Annotated in this window: 17 protein-coding genes and 1 pseudogene; 6 read left to right on the top strand and 12 right to left on the bottom strand. The window is 69.7% G+C overall.

Annotation, left to right across the window (positions count from 1 at the left end; translation table 11 throughout):
• Nucleotides 1-23: 23 nt before the first annotated feature.
• From ACZ7HQ_RS18995 to ACZ7HQ_RS18980, 4 genes are all read right to left on the bottom strand, one after another.
• Nucleotides 24-428, bottom strand: coding sequence for a PPOX class F420-dependent oxidoreductase (locus tag ACZ7HQ_RS18995; protein WP_470990899.1), 405 nt, complete (start codon nt 426-428; stop codon nt 24-26).
• An 86-nt stretch (nt 429-514) separates the two neighbouring features.
• On the bottom strand, nt 515-1,006 hold the full coding sequence (ispF, locus tag ACZ7HQ_RS18990; protein ID WP_470990897.1) for a 2-C-methyl-D-erythritol 2,4-cyclodiphosphate synthase: 492 nt from the start codon (nt 1,004-1,006) through the stop codon (nt 515-517).
• A complete protein-coding gene (gene ispD, locus ACZ7HQ_RS18985) occupies nt 996-1,748 on the bottom strand; it encodes a 2-C-methyl-D-erythritol 4-phosphate cytidylyltransferase (RefSeq protein ID WP_470990895.1) in 753 nt (250 codons plus the stop codon). The genes ispF and ispD overlap by 11 nt, the downstream gene beginning before the upstream one ends.
• 315 nt (nt 1,749-2,063) lie before the next feature.
• Nucleotides 2,064-2,546 carry a CarD family transcriptional regulator gene (locus tag ACZ7HQ_RS18980; protein WP_003953493.1) on the bottom strand — a complete coding sequence of 161 codons (483 nt, stop codon included), beginning with the start codon at nt 2,544-2,546 and terminating at the stop codon, nt 2,064-2,066.
• A 629-nt stretch (nt 2,547-3,175) separates the two neighbouring features.
• On the opposite strand from ACZ7HQ_RS18980, the gene ACZ7HQ_RS18975 reads away from it, so the two are divergent.
• Nucleotides 3,176-3,865, top strand: coding sequence for a copper chaperone PCu(A)C domain-containing protein (locus ACZ7HQ_RS18975; protein WP_470990894.1), 690 nt, complete (start codon nt 3,176-3,178; stop codon nt 3,863-3,865).
• Between the two features lie 69 nt (nt 3,866-3,934).
• On the opposite strand, the gene phoP is transcribed toward ACZ7HQ_RS18975, so the two are convergent.
• Together phoP and phoR are read right to left on the bottom strand one after the other, a co-directional pair.
• Nucleotides 3,935-4,606, bottom strand: a complete 672-nt coding sequence (gene phoP, locus ACZ7HQ_RS18970) for a two-component system response regulator PhoP (RefSeq protein WP_466437636.1) — start codon at nt 4,604-4,606, stop codon at nt 3,935-3,937.
• Between the two features lie 5 nt (nt 4,607-4,611).
• A complete protein-coding gene (gene phoR / locus ACZ7HQ_RS18965; protein ID WP_470990892.1) occupies nt 4,612-5,871 on the bottom strand; it encodes a two-component system sensor histidine kinase PhoR in 1,260 nt (419 codons plus the stop codon).
• Nucleotides 5,872-6,051: 180 nt separating this feature from the next.
• Here phoR and phoU point away from each other — a divergent pair, with 180 nt between their 5' ends.
• A complete protein-coding gene (phoU, locus tag ACZ7HQ_RS18960) occupies nt 6,052-6,741 on the top strand; it encodes a phosphate signaling complex protein PhoU (RefSeq protein ID WP_470990890.1) in 690 nt (229 codons plus the stop codon).
• 323 nt (nt 6,742-7,064) lie between these two features.
• Here the strand turns inward: phoU and ACZ7HQ_RS18955 are convergent, their stop codons facing one another.
• Complete coding sequence (locus ACZ7HQ_RS18955) at nt 7,065-7,877, bottom strand: GAF and ANTAR domain-containing protein (protein WP_470990888.1); 813 nt, start codon at nt 7,875-7,877, stop codon at nt 7,065-7,067.
• A gap of 150 nt (nt 7,878-8,027) precedes the next feature.
• On the opposite strand from ACZ7HQ_RS18955, the gene ACZ7HQ_RS18950 reads away from it, so the two are divergent.
• Both ACZ7HQ_RS18950 and ACZ7HQ_RS18945 read left to right on the top strand, forming a co-directional pair.
• Nucleotides 8,028-8,150 (top strand): hypothetical protein, encoded by a 123-nt coding sequence (locus ACZ7HQ_RS18950; RefSeq protein ID WP_470990886.1) that lies wholly within the window; start codon nt 8,028-8,030, stop codon nt 8,148-8,150.
• Nucleotides 8,151-8,247: 97 nt separating this feature from the next.
• Complete coding sequence (locus ACZ7HQ_RS18945) at nt 8,248-9,303, top strand: zinc-dependent alcohol dehydrogenase family protein (RefSeq protein ID WP_470990884.1); 1,056 nt, start codon at nt 8,248-8,250, stop codon at nt 9,301-9,303.
• On the opposite strand, the pseudogene ACZ7HQ_RS18940 reads toward ACZ7HQ_RS18945, so the two are convergent.
• Nucleotides 9,301-9,384, bottom strand: a pseudogene (locus ACZ7HQ_RS18940) (GNAT family N-acetyltransferase); the annotation flags it as partial. The gene ACZ7HQ_RS18945 and the pseudogene ACZ7HQ_RS18940 overlap by 3 nt on opposite strands.
• A 12-nt stretch (nt 9,385-9,396) precedes the next feature.
• Entirely contained in the window at nt 9,397-9,768 is a 372-nt protein-coding gene (locus ACZ7HQ_RS18935; protein ID WP_470990882.1) for a MerR family transcriptional regulator, read from the bottom strand.
• 48 nt (nt 9,769-9,816) lie between these two features.
• On the opposite strand from ACZ7HQ_RS18935, the gene ACZ7HQ_RS18930 reads away from it, so the two are divergent.
• On the top strand, nt 9,817-10,698 hold the full coding sequence (locus ACZ7HQ_RS18930) for an NAD(P)H-binding protein (RefSeq protein WP_470990880.1): 882 nt from the start codon (nt 9,817-9,819) through the stop codon (nt 10,696-10,698).
• 720 nt (nt 10,699-11,418) lie between these two features.
• Here ACZ7HQ_RS18930 and ACZ7HQ_RS18925 read toward each other — a convergent pair.
• Nucleotides 11,419-12,048, bottom strand: a complete 630-nt coding sequence (locus ACZ7HQ_RS18925) for a DUF6082 family protein (protein ID WP_470990878.1) — start codon at nt 12,046-12,048, stop codon at nt 11,419-11,421.
• 192 nt (nt 12,049-12,240) lie between these two features.
• Nucleotides 12,241-13,002: a phosphoglyceromutase gene (locus tag ACZ7HQ_RS18920; RefSeq protein WP_470990876.1), complete on the bottom strand. Its 762-nt coding sequence runs from the start codon at nt 13,000-13,002 to the stop codon at nt 12,241-12,243.
• A gap of 163 nt (nt 13,003-13,165) precedes the next feature.
• Between ACZ7HQ_RS18920 and ACZ7HQ_RS18915 the strand changes: the two genes are divergently transcribed.
• Entirely contained in the window at nt 13,166-14,416 is a 1,251-nt protein-coding gene (locus ACZ7HQ_RS18915) for an MDR family MFS transporter (RefSeq protein WP_470990874.1), read from the top strand.
• Nucleotides 14,417-14,559: 143 nt separating this feature from the next.
• Here the strand turns inward: ACZ7HQ_RS18915 and ACZ7HQ_RS18910 are convergent, their stop codons facing one another.
• Complete coding sequence (locus ACZ7HQ_RS18910) at nt 14,560-14,838, bottom strand: hypothetical protein (protein WP_470990872.1); 279 nt, start codon at nt 14,836-14,838, stop codon at nt 14,560-14,562.
• Nucleotides 14,839-14,950: the final 112 nt, after the last annotated feature.

Raw genomic sequence — 14,950 nt, 5'->3', positions numbered from 1 at the left:
GGTGGTGCCTCGTGCCGCTTGGTTCAGAACATCCCGACGACCTTCTCCGGCGTGACCCTGACGATCACACGGTCGGCGTCGTTGACGGACTCCGGGTTGAACTCGGCGTACTTCTTGCCGGTGTACTTCAGCGACAGTTCGTCGATGAGTTCCTCGGCGCCCTGGGTGCTGCACTCCGCGGTGCCCCGGATCTCGCCGTAGACGTAGGGCGTCTCGGGGTCCTGGACGATGACGCTCACCCGGGGGTCACGGTCGAGGTTCTTCTTCTTGCGGCGGTCGACGGTCGTGGAGAACAGGACCTGCTCACCGTCCCGCTTCACCCATACCGGGGACAGCTGCGGACGGCCGTCGGGCTGGATCGTGCCGACCACGATGAAGACGGGGCCGTCGAGCAGGGACTTGAGCCGGTCGGGCAGGGTGGCGGGCATGGGTACCTCCTCGGTCAGCGGTGACTCTCCGGGTACCCTCGCACGCTCTGCGCTCACTCGCACCACGGGCAGCAGCGGCGGCGGTCTCAGCCCGTACGGACCACCAGCGCCGTCGCCACCGCCATCAGCCCCTCCTCACGGCCCGGGAAGCCGAGGCCGTCCGTGGTGGCGCCGGAGACGAAGACGGGGGCGCCGGCCGCCTCGGAGAGGATCTTCTGGGCCTCGTCGCGGCGCTTGCCGATCTTGGGGCGGGGGCCGACGACCTGAACGGCGATGTTGCCGATGGTGAAGCCCGCCTCGCGGACGATCCGGGCCGCCTCGGTGAGCAGGGTGGTCCCGGCGGCCCCCGACCACTCGGGGCGGCCGGTGCCGAAGTGCTGTCCCAGGTCACCCAGTCCGGCGGCGGAGAAGAGGGCGTTGCAGGCCGCGTGGGCGACGACGTCCGCGTCGGAGTGCCCGGCCAGGCCCGAGCCGGAGTCCTCCCACTTCAGGCCCGCGCACCACAGCTCGCGACCCTCCTCGAAGGCGTGGATGTCGGTGCCGATGCCCACCTGCGGCAGTACGTACTCAGAAGCCATCGTTCAACCTCCTGCGGTTCAGGACCGCCTCCGCGAGAACCAGGTCGAGGGGCCGGGTGACCTTGAAGGCCTCCTCGTGGCCGGGGACGGCGACGACCGTCAGGCCCAGTTGCTCGATCATGCCGGCGTCGTCGGTGACGTTGCCGGTGACGGTCTCGTGGGCGCGGACCAGGACCGCCCGGTCGAAGCCCTGGGGCGTCTGGACGGCACGGAGGCGGGCCCGCTCGGGGGTGGCGACGACCGGCTCGGGCGCGCCGGGCTCGGCGGCGGGCTCGACCTCCTTGACGGTGTCGGCGAGCGGAAGCGCCGGGACGACGGCGGGGGCGCCGTCGCGCACGGCCTCGATGACCGCGTCGACCGTGTCGACCGGGACCAGCGGGCGGGCCGCGTCGTGGACGAGGACGATGCCGTACTCGGGGGGAAGCGCGTCGAGGCCGAGCCTGACCGATTCCTGGCGGCTGTCTCCGCCGGGGACGACCAGGAAGTCGGTCCGCTCGGGCAGCGCGTGGGCGTCGAGGAGGGACTTGACCTCGGCGGCGCCGTCCGGCGGGGCCACGACGATCACGAGGGAGACATGGCGGGACGCGGCGAGCGCGCGGGCCGCGTGGATGAGCATGGGGGTGCCGTTCAGCGTGCGCAGCGCCTTGGGGGCGCCCGGACCGAGGCGTACGCCCCGGCCGGCGGCGGGGATCACGGCGGCGACGGGGGTCGGCGCGGGCGAAGGGCGCGATTCGTCAGACATCGGTTCCTGTCAGGTTTGTGTGCTCGACCTAGGTGGGTATGGCCTGGAGGAGTGCCGGGCGCGACGCCTTGACCGGACCCTTTCCGTGACCCTGGTCGAGCCATCCGCCCGGGCCCGGCACGTCAAGTATCGGGGGGCTTTGTTCTCGGGGGCTTTCCGAAGAACACGGAAGAGCAGAGAAGAGCGGGGCTTTTCCGGGATCCGGCGCCGCGGGTGCGAACATGCCGCAGCGCCCGGCGACAGGGAGTGTCATCGGGCACCGCGGCATTTACTGTGCTGAGCGTGTCGGAAGCGAAGGATCGCCGCCGTGGCGCGTCAGGAGGCGAGCACCTCGTCGAGCAGGGCTTCGGCCTTGTCCTCGTTCGTGTTCTCCGCGAGAGCCAGCTCGCTCACCAGGATCTGGCGGGCCTTGGCCAGCATGCGCTTCTCACCGGCGGAGAGACCGCGCTCGCGCTCACGACGCCACAGGTCACGCACGACTTCCGCGACCTTGATGACATCGCCGGAGGCGAGCTTCTCCAGGTTTGCCTTGTAGCGGCGCGACCAGTTCGTGGGCTCCTCGGCGTACGGCGCGCGCAACACCTCGAAGACCCGGTCCAGCCCGTCCTGACCGACCACATCACGCACGCCGACGAACTCCGCATTGTCCGCTGGCACACGTACCGTCAGGTCACCCTGGGCGACCTTCAGCACCAAGTAGGTCTTGTCCACGCCTTTGATCTGGCGAGTTTCGATGGCCTCGATCAGCGCGGCCCCGTGATGGGGATAGACCACGGTGTCGCCAACCTTGAACGTCATGTGACAGGTACCCCTTCCGTGGCTATCCAGGGTAACACGGATACGGCGTCTTCTGAATGGCGTTTTCGCAGGTCAGGGCATATCTCGGGGCTTGACAACTGCGACAGGAACGTGCTGCGAGGGGCCTGCGGAACGAGGAATTCGCAGGTCGGAGGGGCTCTTCGGGCGAGGTGAAACGCGTACGCTACACACCTTCGGAGTCGTCACCAAGTGGATGAACGTCCCGTTTTGTCCGGTTCCAAGCGTGCGACTTCCGCTACTCCGTTCGGTGACCCGGGACGCATCCGGGGCGATTCCAAAATTGATCAACGGCTGCCGGACGGGGTGGCGCGTGATCAATATCGAGGGCCGCGCGCATTCCTTCACGGAAATTTTGCGAGCGGTTATGTGAATGGCGGACGAGCGCCCGGCAAAGTGGCTGGAGAGTCACCTGTGACGGGAGTCTGGAGAGTCACCTGTGACGGGAGTGACGAACGGGGCGGGGTACCCCCAGCCGGAGGCAAGCGGGGCGCTCGGGGAGGGTCGGGTGCGGCGGCCCGGGAACGGCTCGGTAACCTAAGGCCGCTGACAGACACTTAGGGTGGCTTTATAAGAGGAGCCGCCCGCGCGTTCAAGGAGTTGCCGCCGCCGTGAGCAGCAGCCTTCGACGCGGCGCTCTCGCCGCCTCCGCCATCGTCTTCTCGATCGCCTCGCTCGCCGCCTGCGGCGCCGGCAACGACTCACAGACCCTGGAGGTCAAGCCGGACAACGCGGCGACCAGCGTCGGGGACATCAAGGTCCAGAACGCTCTGATCATCACCCAGCCCGATCTGAAGTCGACGGGCCCGGCCGTGATCTCCGCGACCCTGTTCAACATGGGCAAGGATCCGCAGACCCTGCAGTCCATCACCGTCCCGGGCAGCGGCGGCGCCGTCAAGCTGACCGCCCCCAAGGGCCAGAGCCTGACCGTCCCGGCGCACGGCTCCCTGATCCTCGGCGGCAAGGACAACGCCTCCGCCGAGATCCCCAGCGGCCGCCAGGCGGTCCAGGACGGCAACGCCCAGAACGTCACCTTCACCTTCAGCAAGACCGGTGACGTGAGCCTGCGCGCCTTCGTGGTGCCGGCCACCAGCTACTTCGACAAGTGGGGCCCGAGCCAGATCCCGTCCGCCCCGGCGACGAGCTCCCCGGCGCCGGGTGCCTCCGGCTCCACCAGCGGCAAGCCGCACAAGGGCGGCAAGGCGAGCCCGTCGTCCTCCGCGAGCGCCCCGGCGGGCGGCACCGCGAGCACCGGTGCCAGCCCGAGCGACTCCGCGTCCCAGTCGGCCGCCGGCCGCTGAGCACCCAGGACACACACGAAGGGCGGCACCCCGTGCAGGGGCGCCGCCCTTCGGCTTACGGCTTACGGCTTACGGCTCGAACTTGTAGCCCAGCCCCCGCACCGTCACCAGGTACCGCGGTGCGCCCGGGTCCGGCTCGATCTTGGCGCGCAGGCGCTTGACGTGGACGTCGAGGGTCTTGGTGTCGCCCACGTAGTCGGCGCCCCAGACGCGGTCGATGAGCTGCATGCGGGTCAGGACGCGGCCGGCGTTGCGCAGCAGCATCTCCAGGAGGTCGAACTCCTTCAGCGGGAGGTCGACCTTGGAGCCGGCGACCGTCACCACGTGGCGGTCGACGTCCATGCGGACCGGGCCCGCCTCCAGCGCGGCCGGGGTGACCTCCTCCGGCTCGCCGCGGCGGCGCAGGACGGCCCGGATACGGGCCACCAGCTCACGCGAGGAGAAGGGCTTGGTGACGTAGTCGTCGGCTCCTATTTCGAGGCCGACGACCTTGTCGATCTCGCTGTCCTTGGCGGTCACCATGATCACGGGGACGTTGGAGCGGCCGCGCAGCTGGCGGCACACCTCCGTACCGGGCAGGCCCGGCAGCATCAGGTCGAGGAGGACGAGGTCGGCGCCGTTGCGCTCGAACTCGTCGAGTCCGTCGGGGCCGGTGGCCGCCACGGCGACCTCGAAGCCCTCCTTGCGGAGCATGTACGACAGGGCGTCGGAGAAGGACTCCTCGTCCTCGACGACGAGCACTCGGGTCACGGAAGGACCTCCGGGGCGGGAAGCGGTTCGTACGGGGATGACTCGGGGGCGCCGCCGTCCTCGTCTTCTTCGTCGAGGTCGGGGTGCTGTTGCGCGCGGTCGCGGGCCGCGCCCGCCTCCGGCAGCCTGAGGGTGAAGGTGGAGCCCTGGCCTTCGGCGCTCCAGACCGTGACCTCCCCGCCGTGCGAGGCGACCACGTGCTTGACGATCGCGAGGCCGAGGCCGGTGCCTCCGGTCGCCCGGGAGCGGGCCGGGTCGACGCGGTAGAAGCGCTCGAAGATGCGCTCCTTGTCCTTCTCGGAGATGCCGATGCCCTGGTCCGTCACGGCCAGCTCGATCATGTCGCCACCGGGCGCGTTGACCCGGCGGGCGGCTATGCCGACGCGGGTGCGGGCCGGGGAGTAGTTCACCGCGTTCTCGACCAGGTTGCCGAGGGCGGCGGCCAGCTGGCCGCGGTTCCCCCAGACCGCCAGATCCTCGGTGCCGCCCGCGGCCATGGTGATCTGCTTGGTGCCGGCCTGGTGGCGGCAGCGGTCGACGGCCTCGGCGACCAGTTCGTCCACGCGGACGGGCTCGGCGTCCTCCAGCGGGTCGTCGTTCTGCACCCGGGAGAGGTCGATCAGCTCCTGGACCAGATTGGTCAGCCGGGTCGCCTCGATCTGCATGCGGCCCGCGAAGCGTTGCACGGCCTCGGGGTCGTCGGAGGCGTCCATGACGGCCTCGGAGAGGAGCGAGAGCGCGCCGACGGGCGTCTTCAGCTCGTGGCTGACGTTCGCCACGAAGTCACGCCGTACGGCCTCGATCCTTCTGGCCTCGGTCAGGTCCTCGACCAGCAGCAGGACCAGGCGGGAGCCGAGCGGGGCCACGCGGGCGGAGACGGCGAGGGCCTCGCCGCGTCCGGTGCCCCGGCGGGGCAGATCCAGCTCGACCTGCCGTATCTCCCCGTCCCGTCTGGTGTCACGGGCCATCTGGAGCATCGGCTCGACGGCGAGTTTGCCGCCCCGCACCAGCCCGAGGGCGTAGGCGGCGGAGCTGGCCTTGACCACGGCGTCTGCCTCGTCGAGGACGACGGCCGAGGAGCGGAGCACGGACAGTACGGTGTCCACGCCGGGCGGGAGTACGGGATCGGTGTGCAAGGAAGTCCTGGTCGGTCGCTTCTGGTCGCGTTCGCTCCAGCGGAACGCCAGCATGGCGATGACACCGGTGAGCACCCCGGCGATCGCTGCCGCTGCGGCGACCGCCGCGTTCACGTCCATGCATCCAGGTTAAGCAGGGCCTACGACATGACCACAGCCGTCGAGGTGGGACCTCGGACACTCGTCGCCCAGAGTTCACCTGGGAGCCAGTATTGGTTCATTTGTGGTGGCGGAAACGGACGCGTGCGGGGCACAACGTGGGAGCGTGGGGACCAAGCACACCTATGAGAGGGAACCCTGATGCGGGACGCGTACCACGAGGAACTTGACTCGATCGGCGACGGTCTGGTGGAGATGGCCCGGCTGGTCGGGTCGGCGATCGGACGCGCCACGACCGCCATCCTGGACGCCGACCTCAAGCTGGCCGAGAGCGTGATCGAGGCCGACAAGAAGGTCGACGAGCTCCAGCACGACCTGGAGGCGCGGGCCATAGCCCTGCTCGCCCGGCAGCAGCCGGTGGCGACCGACCTCCGTATCGTCGTCACCTCCCTGCGGATGTCCGCCGACCTGGAGCGGTCCGGCGACCTCGCCCAGCACGTGGCGAAGCTGGCGCGCCTGCGCTTCCCCGCGCGGGCCGTCCCCCAGGACCTGCACGCGACCATCCTGGAGATGGGCCAGCTCGCGCAGCGTCTGATGGCGAAGGCGGCCGAGGTGATCATCACCAAGGACATCGACCTCGCGCTCCAGCTGGAGCAGGACGACGACGAGATGGACCTGCTGCACCGCACGCTGTTCCAGCACCTGATCGACGACCGCTGGAAGCACGGCATCGAGACGGCGGTGGACGTCACCCTCCTCGGCCGCTACTACGAGCGCTACGCCGACCACGCCGTGGCCGTCGCCAAGCGCGTCGTCTACCTGGTCACGGGCGAGCACGCGGACGAACTCCAGCAGGACATCCAGCCGGTGACGGGCGTCGAGGGGGCGTGACCCCGGGGCGTGTGAGCGCATCCGTGCGCCGTTGATGCGCCCAGGGAAACGGGCATGAAATGGACGAGGGCATCCCTGCCCCCGTGTCCAGGAGGGACCCATGGCCGAATCCCCCAGCACCATGCCCGACCCCACTCAGGACCGTGACACCGACCAGCCCGCCGCCCCCACGAGCCTTCCGCTGATCGGTGCGTGCGGCTGCGGCTCGGGCTGCGGTTGCGGGTGCCAGTCGGGCGCGCCCTGCCAGTGCGGCTGACGGACCGTACGGCGTCGTAGGGCCGGTGTGAACGCCGTTCACACCGGCCCTCTCCGTGTACGGCGGCTCAGTCGTGCCGGTCACCGCTGCCGTCGGCCTCCGGCTCCCGCTGGAAGCGGAGCTTGCGGGCCAGGACCTCGCGGGCGACCTGGCTGACCGTGCGGCCGTCCACGTACGCACGCGCCCGCAGCCGGTCCAGGGCCTGCTCGGGCTCCAGGCCGAGCTGCACCATCACCATGCCGACCGCCTGGTAGACCTCGGTGTGGTCGGCCTCGGAGTACGCCACCCAGGACGCCACCTCGTCCGGGGCCTCCTCCTCGGCGCTGTCGTGTTCGGCAGCGGGCAGGCCCATGAGCGCGTAGGTGACCGCGTCGCGCACCCACAGCGCGGTCCGCATGTCCGGCTCGGTCAGCCCGCCGGCACGTTCGCTGTACAGGTCGAGGGTGCCGACCGCGGCGCCACTGACGCCGAGCGGCAGCGAGAAGACCGCGCGCACGCCGAGCGCCACCGCCTCCTGCGCGAAGATCGGCCAGCGGCGGGCGTCGGCTCCGCCGGTGAGGTCGGCCGCGACCACCGGTGCGCCCTGGTCGAGTGCGCTCTGGCAGGGCCCGTCCCCCACGGTGTACTGCAGCTCGGCGAGCCGGGCGGCGACCCGGTCACTGGCGCACCAGGTGACGCGTACGCCCCGCCCGCCGGAGATCGTCACGGAGGACCCGCTGACCGGCAGCAGCCGTACGCACGCCGCACAGAGCGCGCCCGGCACCTGCTGAGGATCACAGACACCTCGCGCCGCGGCGGCGAGTGTCTCACCGACCCACAGCCGCGCCCGTCCCTCCGGACCGCCGGCCGATGCCTCCGGCCCCTCGGACGGCATGGTCATCACCATCTCCCTCGCGACGCGTAGTCAGCGGACATGATCCACCCGTGTCCCGTCGGACAAACCCGAACCGGCTGCTCCACGCCCGAGTGCCCAGCTTGGGCCAAGTGACGTACCGCTCTTTCGCCGTCGCCGGCCTGGGACTGGGCGGGCGTGGTGGTCGAGCAGCGCACCGCGTACGGAACGCCCTGGAGGAGCCTCACCGTGATGCGGATCTACGCCGGGATCGCGGGGGTCTTCTTTCTGGTGGGCGGGCTGCTGACCCTGACGCGCTGACGCCGCTCACGACATGACAGCGCCCCCGGCGCAGCGCAAGCTGGGGACAGTGCCGGGCTGGCGGAGGTTGCTCGAAAGGTCACTCATGCCGCGATCCATGCGTGCGCTCGTAGCCGGAGGGGTCGGCGAGCCGGACGATGTCCTGCGGCTGGAATCCCGGCCCGTTCCCACGGCAGACGTCGGTCAGGCGTTGATCCGCGTGACGGCGACTCCGATTCACGCCAGCGATCTGCACGTGTTGCGGGGTCGCTACGGCTTCTCCCCGGAGTTCCCCACGGTCGGGGGGCACATGGAATGCGTGGGCCGTATCGAGGCCCTGGGTCCGGGCACCGAGGGACTGAAGATCGGCGAGCGCGTGGTGGTCGCCGCCGTCCCGGCCGTACCCGGGGCGCATGTGTCCGGCACCTGGCAGGAATATCTCGTTGCCGACACCCACAGGCTTCTGCCGGTCCCCGACCGTCTGAGCGACTCCAGCGCCTGCCAGCTCGCCGTCAACCCGTTGACCGCGCTGCTCCTGGTGACCCGCGAACTCGACGTACAGCCGGGTGAATGGCTGGTGCAGACCGCGGCGGGCTCCACCGTCGGCCGGCTCGTCATTCAGCTGGCCAGGCATCTGGGTGTGCGCACGATCAATGTGGTGCGGCGGCGCGCTGCCGTCGAGGAGATCAAGGCACTGGGTGGCGACGAGGTCATCTGCACCGAGGACGAGGACCTGGTGCAGCGGGTGGCTGAGATCGCAGGACCGGCCGGCGTGCGCAAGGCCGTCGACTGTGTCGCGGGCCAGGTGGGCGCCCAGGTGTGCCAGGCACTGGCCCCGCAAGGAGAGGTCGTCGTCTACGGCGCGCTCTCCACCCATCGGCAGACCGACCCGACGGCACTGACGATTCCGCTGCCGGCCCGCTCGGTCATCTACGAGACCAAAGTGGTCCGTGGCTTCTGGCTGAACCGCTGGTTCGGCACCACCTCACCCACGGAAGTACTGCTCGCGCTGTCCGAGGTCCGCAGCCTCGTCACCGCTGACGTGCTGAGCATCCCCCAGGGCCGGCCGTTCCCCCTCGAACGCTTCGCCGAAGCCATCGCGTCAGCCGAAACACCCGCCCACGGCGCCAAACCGCTCCTCGTCTTCGAACAACGGCCGGCCCCAGGACAGTGAGATGAAGTCCCGGCCCCGGTCCGTATGCGCCAGGAACTCCTCGGCCCGCCACGGCTCCAACGGCCGCAACCAGCTTCCCAGCGGGTGGGCGGCTCAGGCTTCACGGACGAAGGTCGCGCAGTCCGGACAGTCGTCGAGGTAGCGATGCCGACACTCAACGGTGTGCTGCAGGAAGGTGATGGCCTCCTGCCTCTGGGCGACTTCGCCTTCGAGTTCAGCGATCTTGGCCCTCACGACCGCCTGCGCCGTCGACTTCTTGGCCGCCATGGCGGCGGTGACCTCGGGCAACGAGAGACCGACGCGCCGCAGCTTCAGTACCGTGCGGGCCTGTTCCACGGTGTTGTCGTCGTAGATGCGGTAGCCGTTGCCATCGCGACGCACGGTGAGTGCCCCGACGTCTTCCCAGTGCCGCAACACGTGGGCCTCGATTCCGAGTTCTGCGGCTGCTTCTCCGATCGTCTTCACGCCATGCGCCTTGCCTTCATGTCGGCCTGAACCCCTAGCGTCTCGATCATGCCTGATGCCACTGGCCCCACGGGCTCCCTTTGCCGTTCATCGATCCTGGTCACCGGCGCGGCCGGCAATCTCGGCCGTGAGGTCGTCGACCGCCTCCGAGCACACGGTGCGCGCGTGCGATGCCTTGTGCGCGATCAGACCGGTCCGCGCCCCGGAGCCGAGTGGGCGGTGGGCGACCTCACCGACCCCGCTGCCGTGCGAGCGGCGCTCGTGGGCGTCGACGCCGTCTTTCTGATCTGGCCACTGCTCGACTCCGCCCCTGCCCACGGCCTGGTCGCGGAACTCGTCGCAGCGGCACCCCGTGTCGTCTACCTGTCCTCGACAGCCATCGACGACCAAGCCGCTCGTCAGAGTGATCCCATCGTTCAGGTGCACGCGGACATGGAAGCCCTGCTCCACAGTGCCGGCCTGCGCCCCATGGTGCTGCGTAGCGACACGTTGGCGTCCAACGCCCGTGGCTGGATCCCCCAGTTGCGGGCGGGCGACGTGGTGTCAGGCCCGGACATCGCGCGCACAGCCGTCGTCGACGAGCGCGACGTCGCCGATGCCGTCGTAGCGGCCTTGCTCGCGCACCCCGGCCAACTCCCGCACCGGCCATACCTGCTGACAGGCCCCGAGGTGCTCAGTCGCGCCGACCAGGTCGCTCTTCTCGGTGTCGCGCTCCGGCGCCGTCTGCGCTTCCAAGCGCTCACCGCTGAGCGGGCGCGGTCCCGCATGCTCGCGGACGGACGTCCGGAGCGGCTGGTGGAAGCGCTGGTTGCCGCCTCGCTGCGTCGGCTTGAGTCACACCGCACCACCGATCACGTGGAGCGCCTCACCGGCCGACCCGCCGGCACTTTCGCGAGGTGGGCCATCGACCACGCGGTCGAGTTCAGCTGAGGGACCTTGACGAGTACCCGATTCGATCACCTACCAGCCATGGCCGCGTTCACCTCAGGAGGTGACACCCTGCGCCTGGAGGCGACGGCCGCGGCGCGCGCCGCGCACAGGTCCGTCGAGCGGCTTCGCACCCATGGATCGGAAGGCCGTGGCCTCAGCGCTGGAGCCGACGACGTGCTCATCCGGCTGCGCACGCTCGGCGAAGCCGGTGCGAATCCCGGAGGCATGACTCCCCGCAACTCCACCGGTCTGGTCGGCACACTCGAACGCGAAGGGTTCGTCCGACGCGGCCCTGACCCCGATGACCGCCGGTCCACCCTCGTCCGCATCACCCCCGCCGGTCTGGCCTGGCTGGACGAATTCCGGGCACCGGCACACCATCCGCCTGATCTTCGACGCCACCCGCTGGCACGCGATCATGCAGGCAGCCGCCTCGAGCTGACTCCTGGCGACCGCATCCGCGGCCACTGCACGCCGCCGGCCAAGGGCGCACAGACCGGCAGCGTGCGGAGCCGGTGGGCGTTGTCAGTGGCCGCAGCTAGGGTCGCCGATGCGCGGTCGGCATCCGAGGTGCCCAGCTCTGTAGTGCAGCTGCATCCCCGGCTCTGTCTGGGGGCGGCCCGGGAACGGACCGGGACCCAACCGACGGTCGGGCTTCGTCGATGGCCAAGAGCGAGACCTGCCAGCGCCGGCCGCGCACCTCTTCCTCGTACGTCGCGTTCATTCGGAAGCGGTGAAGTACTCCTCGGGAGGAACGCCGGGCCCTGCGGCAACAGCCTCTGCGTAACTCTCGTCCACCAGGTCAACGAACCGAATCCTCCGGACGTCACCCGAAGCTTCAACAACCTGCCGCCAGTTGGAAGCGGTCTTCTCCCAGTGTGAACGGGCAACTTTTCCTTGAAAGTGAATGCCCAACGCTGCTCGGGCCTCTTGATCGTTCCACCTGCGCAGCACATAGTCCGAGTGCCAGTTGCTTATGATCATGTTGGTGAAGATCAGCCGTCGCATCTCGACAGGCGACATGCCGCTCACGGGTTCCCAGCACACAAGGAACTCCGGGTTGTCCAACGCATACATCAGCAGCTGCCGATGCGCCGACCGTTGCGACTCCTCGTTGGCCATCCTCGTCTGTCGAGCTTGATAGGCCAGAGAAGCGGCCACACCCAGCAGCGCGATCGCGGAAAGCGGAACCGACAGGGCGCCGTAGGTCTGACTGACATCGCTCAGCCGGCCCCAGTCCCTGTGAGTCGGCGCTGCTAGTTCAAGGGCCAATGGTGTCAGCAGGATTGCTACCAGGAGCCCTGCGGCAACCGTGCTCCACAGCAACAGCTGCGCTCGTTGCGCCTTCACGTCGGTCTCCCTAGGTCTCTCCTGGTCCGTACGCATGATCCAGAGGCAAGCGGCCCGCAGGCAAGGGCGTTCCCAAGCCACCGCCCTCCCCAGCTCCCGTCCCGTACGCCGTCGGCCCAGAGACAGCCCCAGGACAGCATCAAGCCCTCCACCAGCGGACAACTCGCAGGTAGAGGGCTTGATCAGTCAGGGTTACTTCTTCTTGCCCTGGTTCTTGACCGCCTCGATCGCCGCCGCGGCCGCCTCCGGGTCGAGGTACGTGCCGCCGGGGGTGACCGGCTTGAAGTCGGCGTCGAGCTCGTAGTAGAGCGGGATGCCGGTCGGGATGTTCAGGCCCGCGATGTCGGCGTCGGAGATGCCGTCCAGGTGCTTGACCAGGGCGCGGAGCGAGTTGCCGTGGGCCGCGACCAGGACCGTGCGGCCGGTCAGGAGGTCGGGGACGATGCCGTCGTACCAGTAGGGGAGCATGCGGACGACGACGTCCTTCAGGCACTCCGTGTCGGGGCGCAGCTCCGGCGGGATCGTCGCGTAGCGGGCGTCGTGCGCCTGGGAGAACTCGGAGTCGTCCGAGAGCGGGGGCGGCGGGGTGTCGTAGGAGCGGCGCCAGAGCATGAACTGCTCCTCGCCGAACTCGGCCAGGGTGGCCGCCTTGTCCTTGCCCTGGAGGGCGCCGTAGTGGCGCTCGTTCAGGCGCCAGCTGCGGTGGACCGGGATCCAGTGGCGGTCCGCGGCCTCGAGGGCCAGCTGGGCCGTGCGGATCGCGCGCTTCTGGAGGGACGTGTGGACCACGTCGGGGAGGAGGTCGGCGTCCTTCAGGAGCTCGCCGCCGCGGACTGCCTCCTTCTCGCCCTTCTCGTTCAGATTGACGTCCACCCAGCCGGTGAACAGGTTCTTCGCGTTCCACTCGCTCTCGCCGTGGCGGAGGAGGATCAGCTTGTACGGTGCGTCGGCCATGCCTCAGAGCGTAATCCACGCATTCGGCGCCCCGAGCCCGCGCCCATCAGCCGGACAGTTGACGGCATCCGTTAATTGAGTGGCCACGATCAACTCCATGTATGTAAGTTGCGCATGCGGGTCGAGCCGCTTACGTCGCCGTTGTATCCATGGGGGTCCTGCCATGTCCGTCACCCGTCTCCGACGAGCAGCCCGGGAGAGCGTCTCCGGGCTACCCCGCGAGTTCTGGTGGCTGTGGACCAGCACCCTCGTCAACCGGCTGGGCGCCTTCGTCGCCACCTTCATGGCGCTCTATCTGACGCTCGACCGCGGATACTCGGCCTCGTACGCCGGCCTCGTCGCCTCCCTGCACGGCCTCGGCGGGGTCGTCTCCGCGCTGGGCGCCGGGGTGATGGCCGACCGGCTCGGCAGGCGGCCCACCCTGCTCATCGCGCAGACCTCGACCGCGGCCTCGGTCGCACTGCTCGGCTTCATGCACGACCCCGTCGCCATCGCCGCCGTCGCCTTCCTCGTCGGCATGGCCTCCAACGCCTCCCGGCCGGCCGTGCAGGCGATGATGGCCGACATCGTCCGGCCCGAGGACCGGGTACGGGCCTTCTCGCTCAACTACTGGGCCATCAACCTGGGGTTCGCCGTCTCCTCCATGGCCGCGGGTTTCATCGCCGAGTTCAGCTACCTCGCCGGGTTCCTGATCGAGGCCGGGATGACGGCCGTCTGCGCCCTCGTCGTCTTCCTCAAGCTGCCCGAGTCGCGGCCGGCCGCACAGGTGAAGGAGAAGGAGGGCGCCGTCAGCCTCGGCACCGTGCTGCGCGACGGGCGGTACATGGCCGTCGTCGGCCTGTCGTTCCTGGTCGCGCTGGTCTTCCAGCAGGGCTCCGTGGGGCTGCCGGTGGCCATGGGCCGGGCCGGGTTCTCGGCCGCCGACTACGGTCTGGCCATCGCCGTCAACGGCATCCTGATCGTCGCCCTGCAGATCCCGGTCACCCGGTTCATCGAGCACCGCGACCCGCGCACCCTGCTGGTGGTCTCCTCGGTCCTCGCCGGATACGGCTTCGGACTCACCGCGTTCGCCGGGTCGGTCGGCGTCTTCGCGCTGACCGTGTGCGTGTGGACCCTCGCCGAGATCGTCAACGCCCCGACCCAGACCGGGCTCGTGGTCCGGCTGTCCCCGGTGCACGGGCGCGGGCGGTACCAAGGCGTCTACACGCTGTCCTGGTCCGTCGCCTCACTGATCGCACCGCTGATGTCCGGCACGGTCATCGACCGGCTGGGCGCCCCGTGGCTGTGGGGGATGTGCGCGGTGGTGGGGACGGTGGCCGGGATCGGGTACGGGCTGCTCATGCGGGGTCTGCCCGCCGCGGCGCCGGTCCCCGCCCGGCGGCCGTCCACCTCTGTCCGCGTCAGCGAAGCCTGAAAGTCCAGGCCCCTGAAGGACCGAACGCCGAGCCCCTGCGGGCCTGGGCCGGCGGCTGTCCCGCGCCCCGCACCGAGAGCAGCACGGTGCGGGGCGTCCGCCGGGACGGACGGCACGGCCTAGTGCAAGGCCTGGTGCACGGCCTAGTGGTGGGCGGCCGGTGACTTGTCGAAGACGGATCCGGCCGAGCCGAAACCGGACGCGTCCTTGCCGAAACCGGCTGCGCCCTTGTCCATGTCGGACGCGCCCTCGTCGGGGTCGGACATGCCCATGTCGGAATCGGACATGGCCGGCGCGCTGCTCCCGGAGTCGACTCCGGCGCTGCCCATGTCGTCGTTGTCGTCGGCCAGGGCGTGGGCCGCTCCTCCGAGCAGAACGGTCCCGGCGAGAGCGATGGCGCCGAGTGCGGCACGTACACGCATAAGCGTCTCCTTGGGTCGATTGTGTGATCGCCAGAGGTATGCCGCCGACCCACAGGCGAGAAGCGTTGACGTGCACACAAGCACCCGAATAGGCGGCGCCCGGGGCGCCACC

The sequence above is a fragment of the Streptomyces sp. NPDC037290 genome, assembly GCF_055603245.1.
This window is presented reverse-complemented; position numbering and strand designations above follow the sequence as displayed.

Coding starts and splice junctions, on each gene's coding strand:
- ACZ7HQ_RS18980 (WP_003953493.1), bottom strand. CDS start 2,546: ATGACGTTCAAGGTTGGCGACACCGTGGTCTATCCCCATCACGGGGCC.
- ACZ7HQ_RS18920 (WP_470990876.1), bottom strand. CDS start 13,002: ATGGCCGACGCACCGTACAAGCTGATCCTCCTCCGCCACGGCGAGAGC.
- ispF (WP_470990897.1), bottom strand. CDS start 1,006: ATGGCTTCTGAGTACGTACTGCCGCAGGTGGGCATCGGCACCGACATC.
- ACZ7HQ_RS18945 (WP_470990884.1), top strand. CDS start 8,248: ATGCGTGCGCTCGTAGCCGGAGGGGTCGGCGAGCCGGACGATGTCCTG.
- phoR (WP_470990892.1), bottom strand. CDS start 5,871: ATGGACGTGAACGCGGCGGTCGCCGCAGCGGCAGCGATCGCCGGGGTG.
- ACZ7HQ_RS18910 (WP_470990872.1), bottom strand. CDS start 14,838: ATGCGTGTACGTGCCGCACTCGGCGCCATCGCTCTCGCCGGGACCGTT.
- ACZ7HQ_RS18915 (WP_470990874.1), top strand. CDS start 13,166: ATGTCCGTCACCCGTCTCCGACGAGCAGCCCGGGAGAGCGTCTCCGGG.
- ispD (WP_470990895.1), bottom strand. CDS start 1,748: ATGTCTGACGAATCGCGCCCTTCGCCCGCGCCGACCCCCGTCGCCGCC.
- ACZ7HQ_RS18995 (WP_470990899.1), bottom strand. CDS start 428: ATGCCCGCCACCCTGCCCGACCGGCTCAAGTCCCTGCTCGACGGCCCC.
- ACZ7HQ_RS18955 (WP_470990888.1), bottom strand. CDS start 7,877: ATGACCATGCCGTCCGAGGGGCCGGAGGCATCGGCCGGCGGTCCGGAG.
- ACZ7HQ_RS18930 (WP_470990880.1), top strand. CDS start 9,817: ATGCCTGATGCCACTGGCCCCACGGGCTCCCTTTGCCGTTCATCGATC.
- phoU (WP_470990890.1), top strand. CDS start 6,052: ATGCGGGACGCGTACCACGAGGAACTTGACTCGATCGGCGACGGTCTG.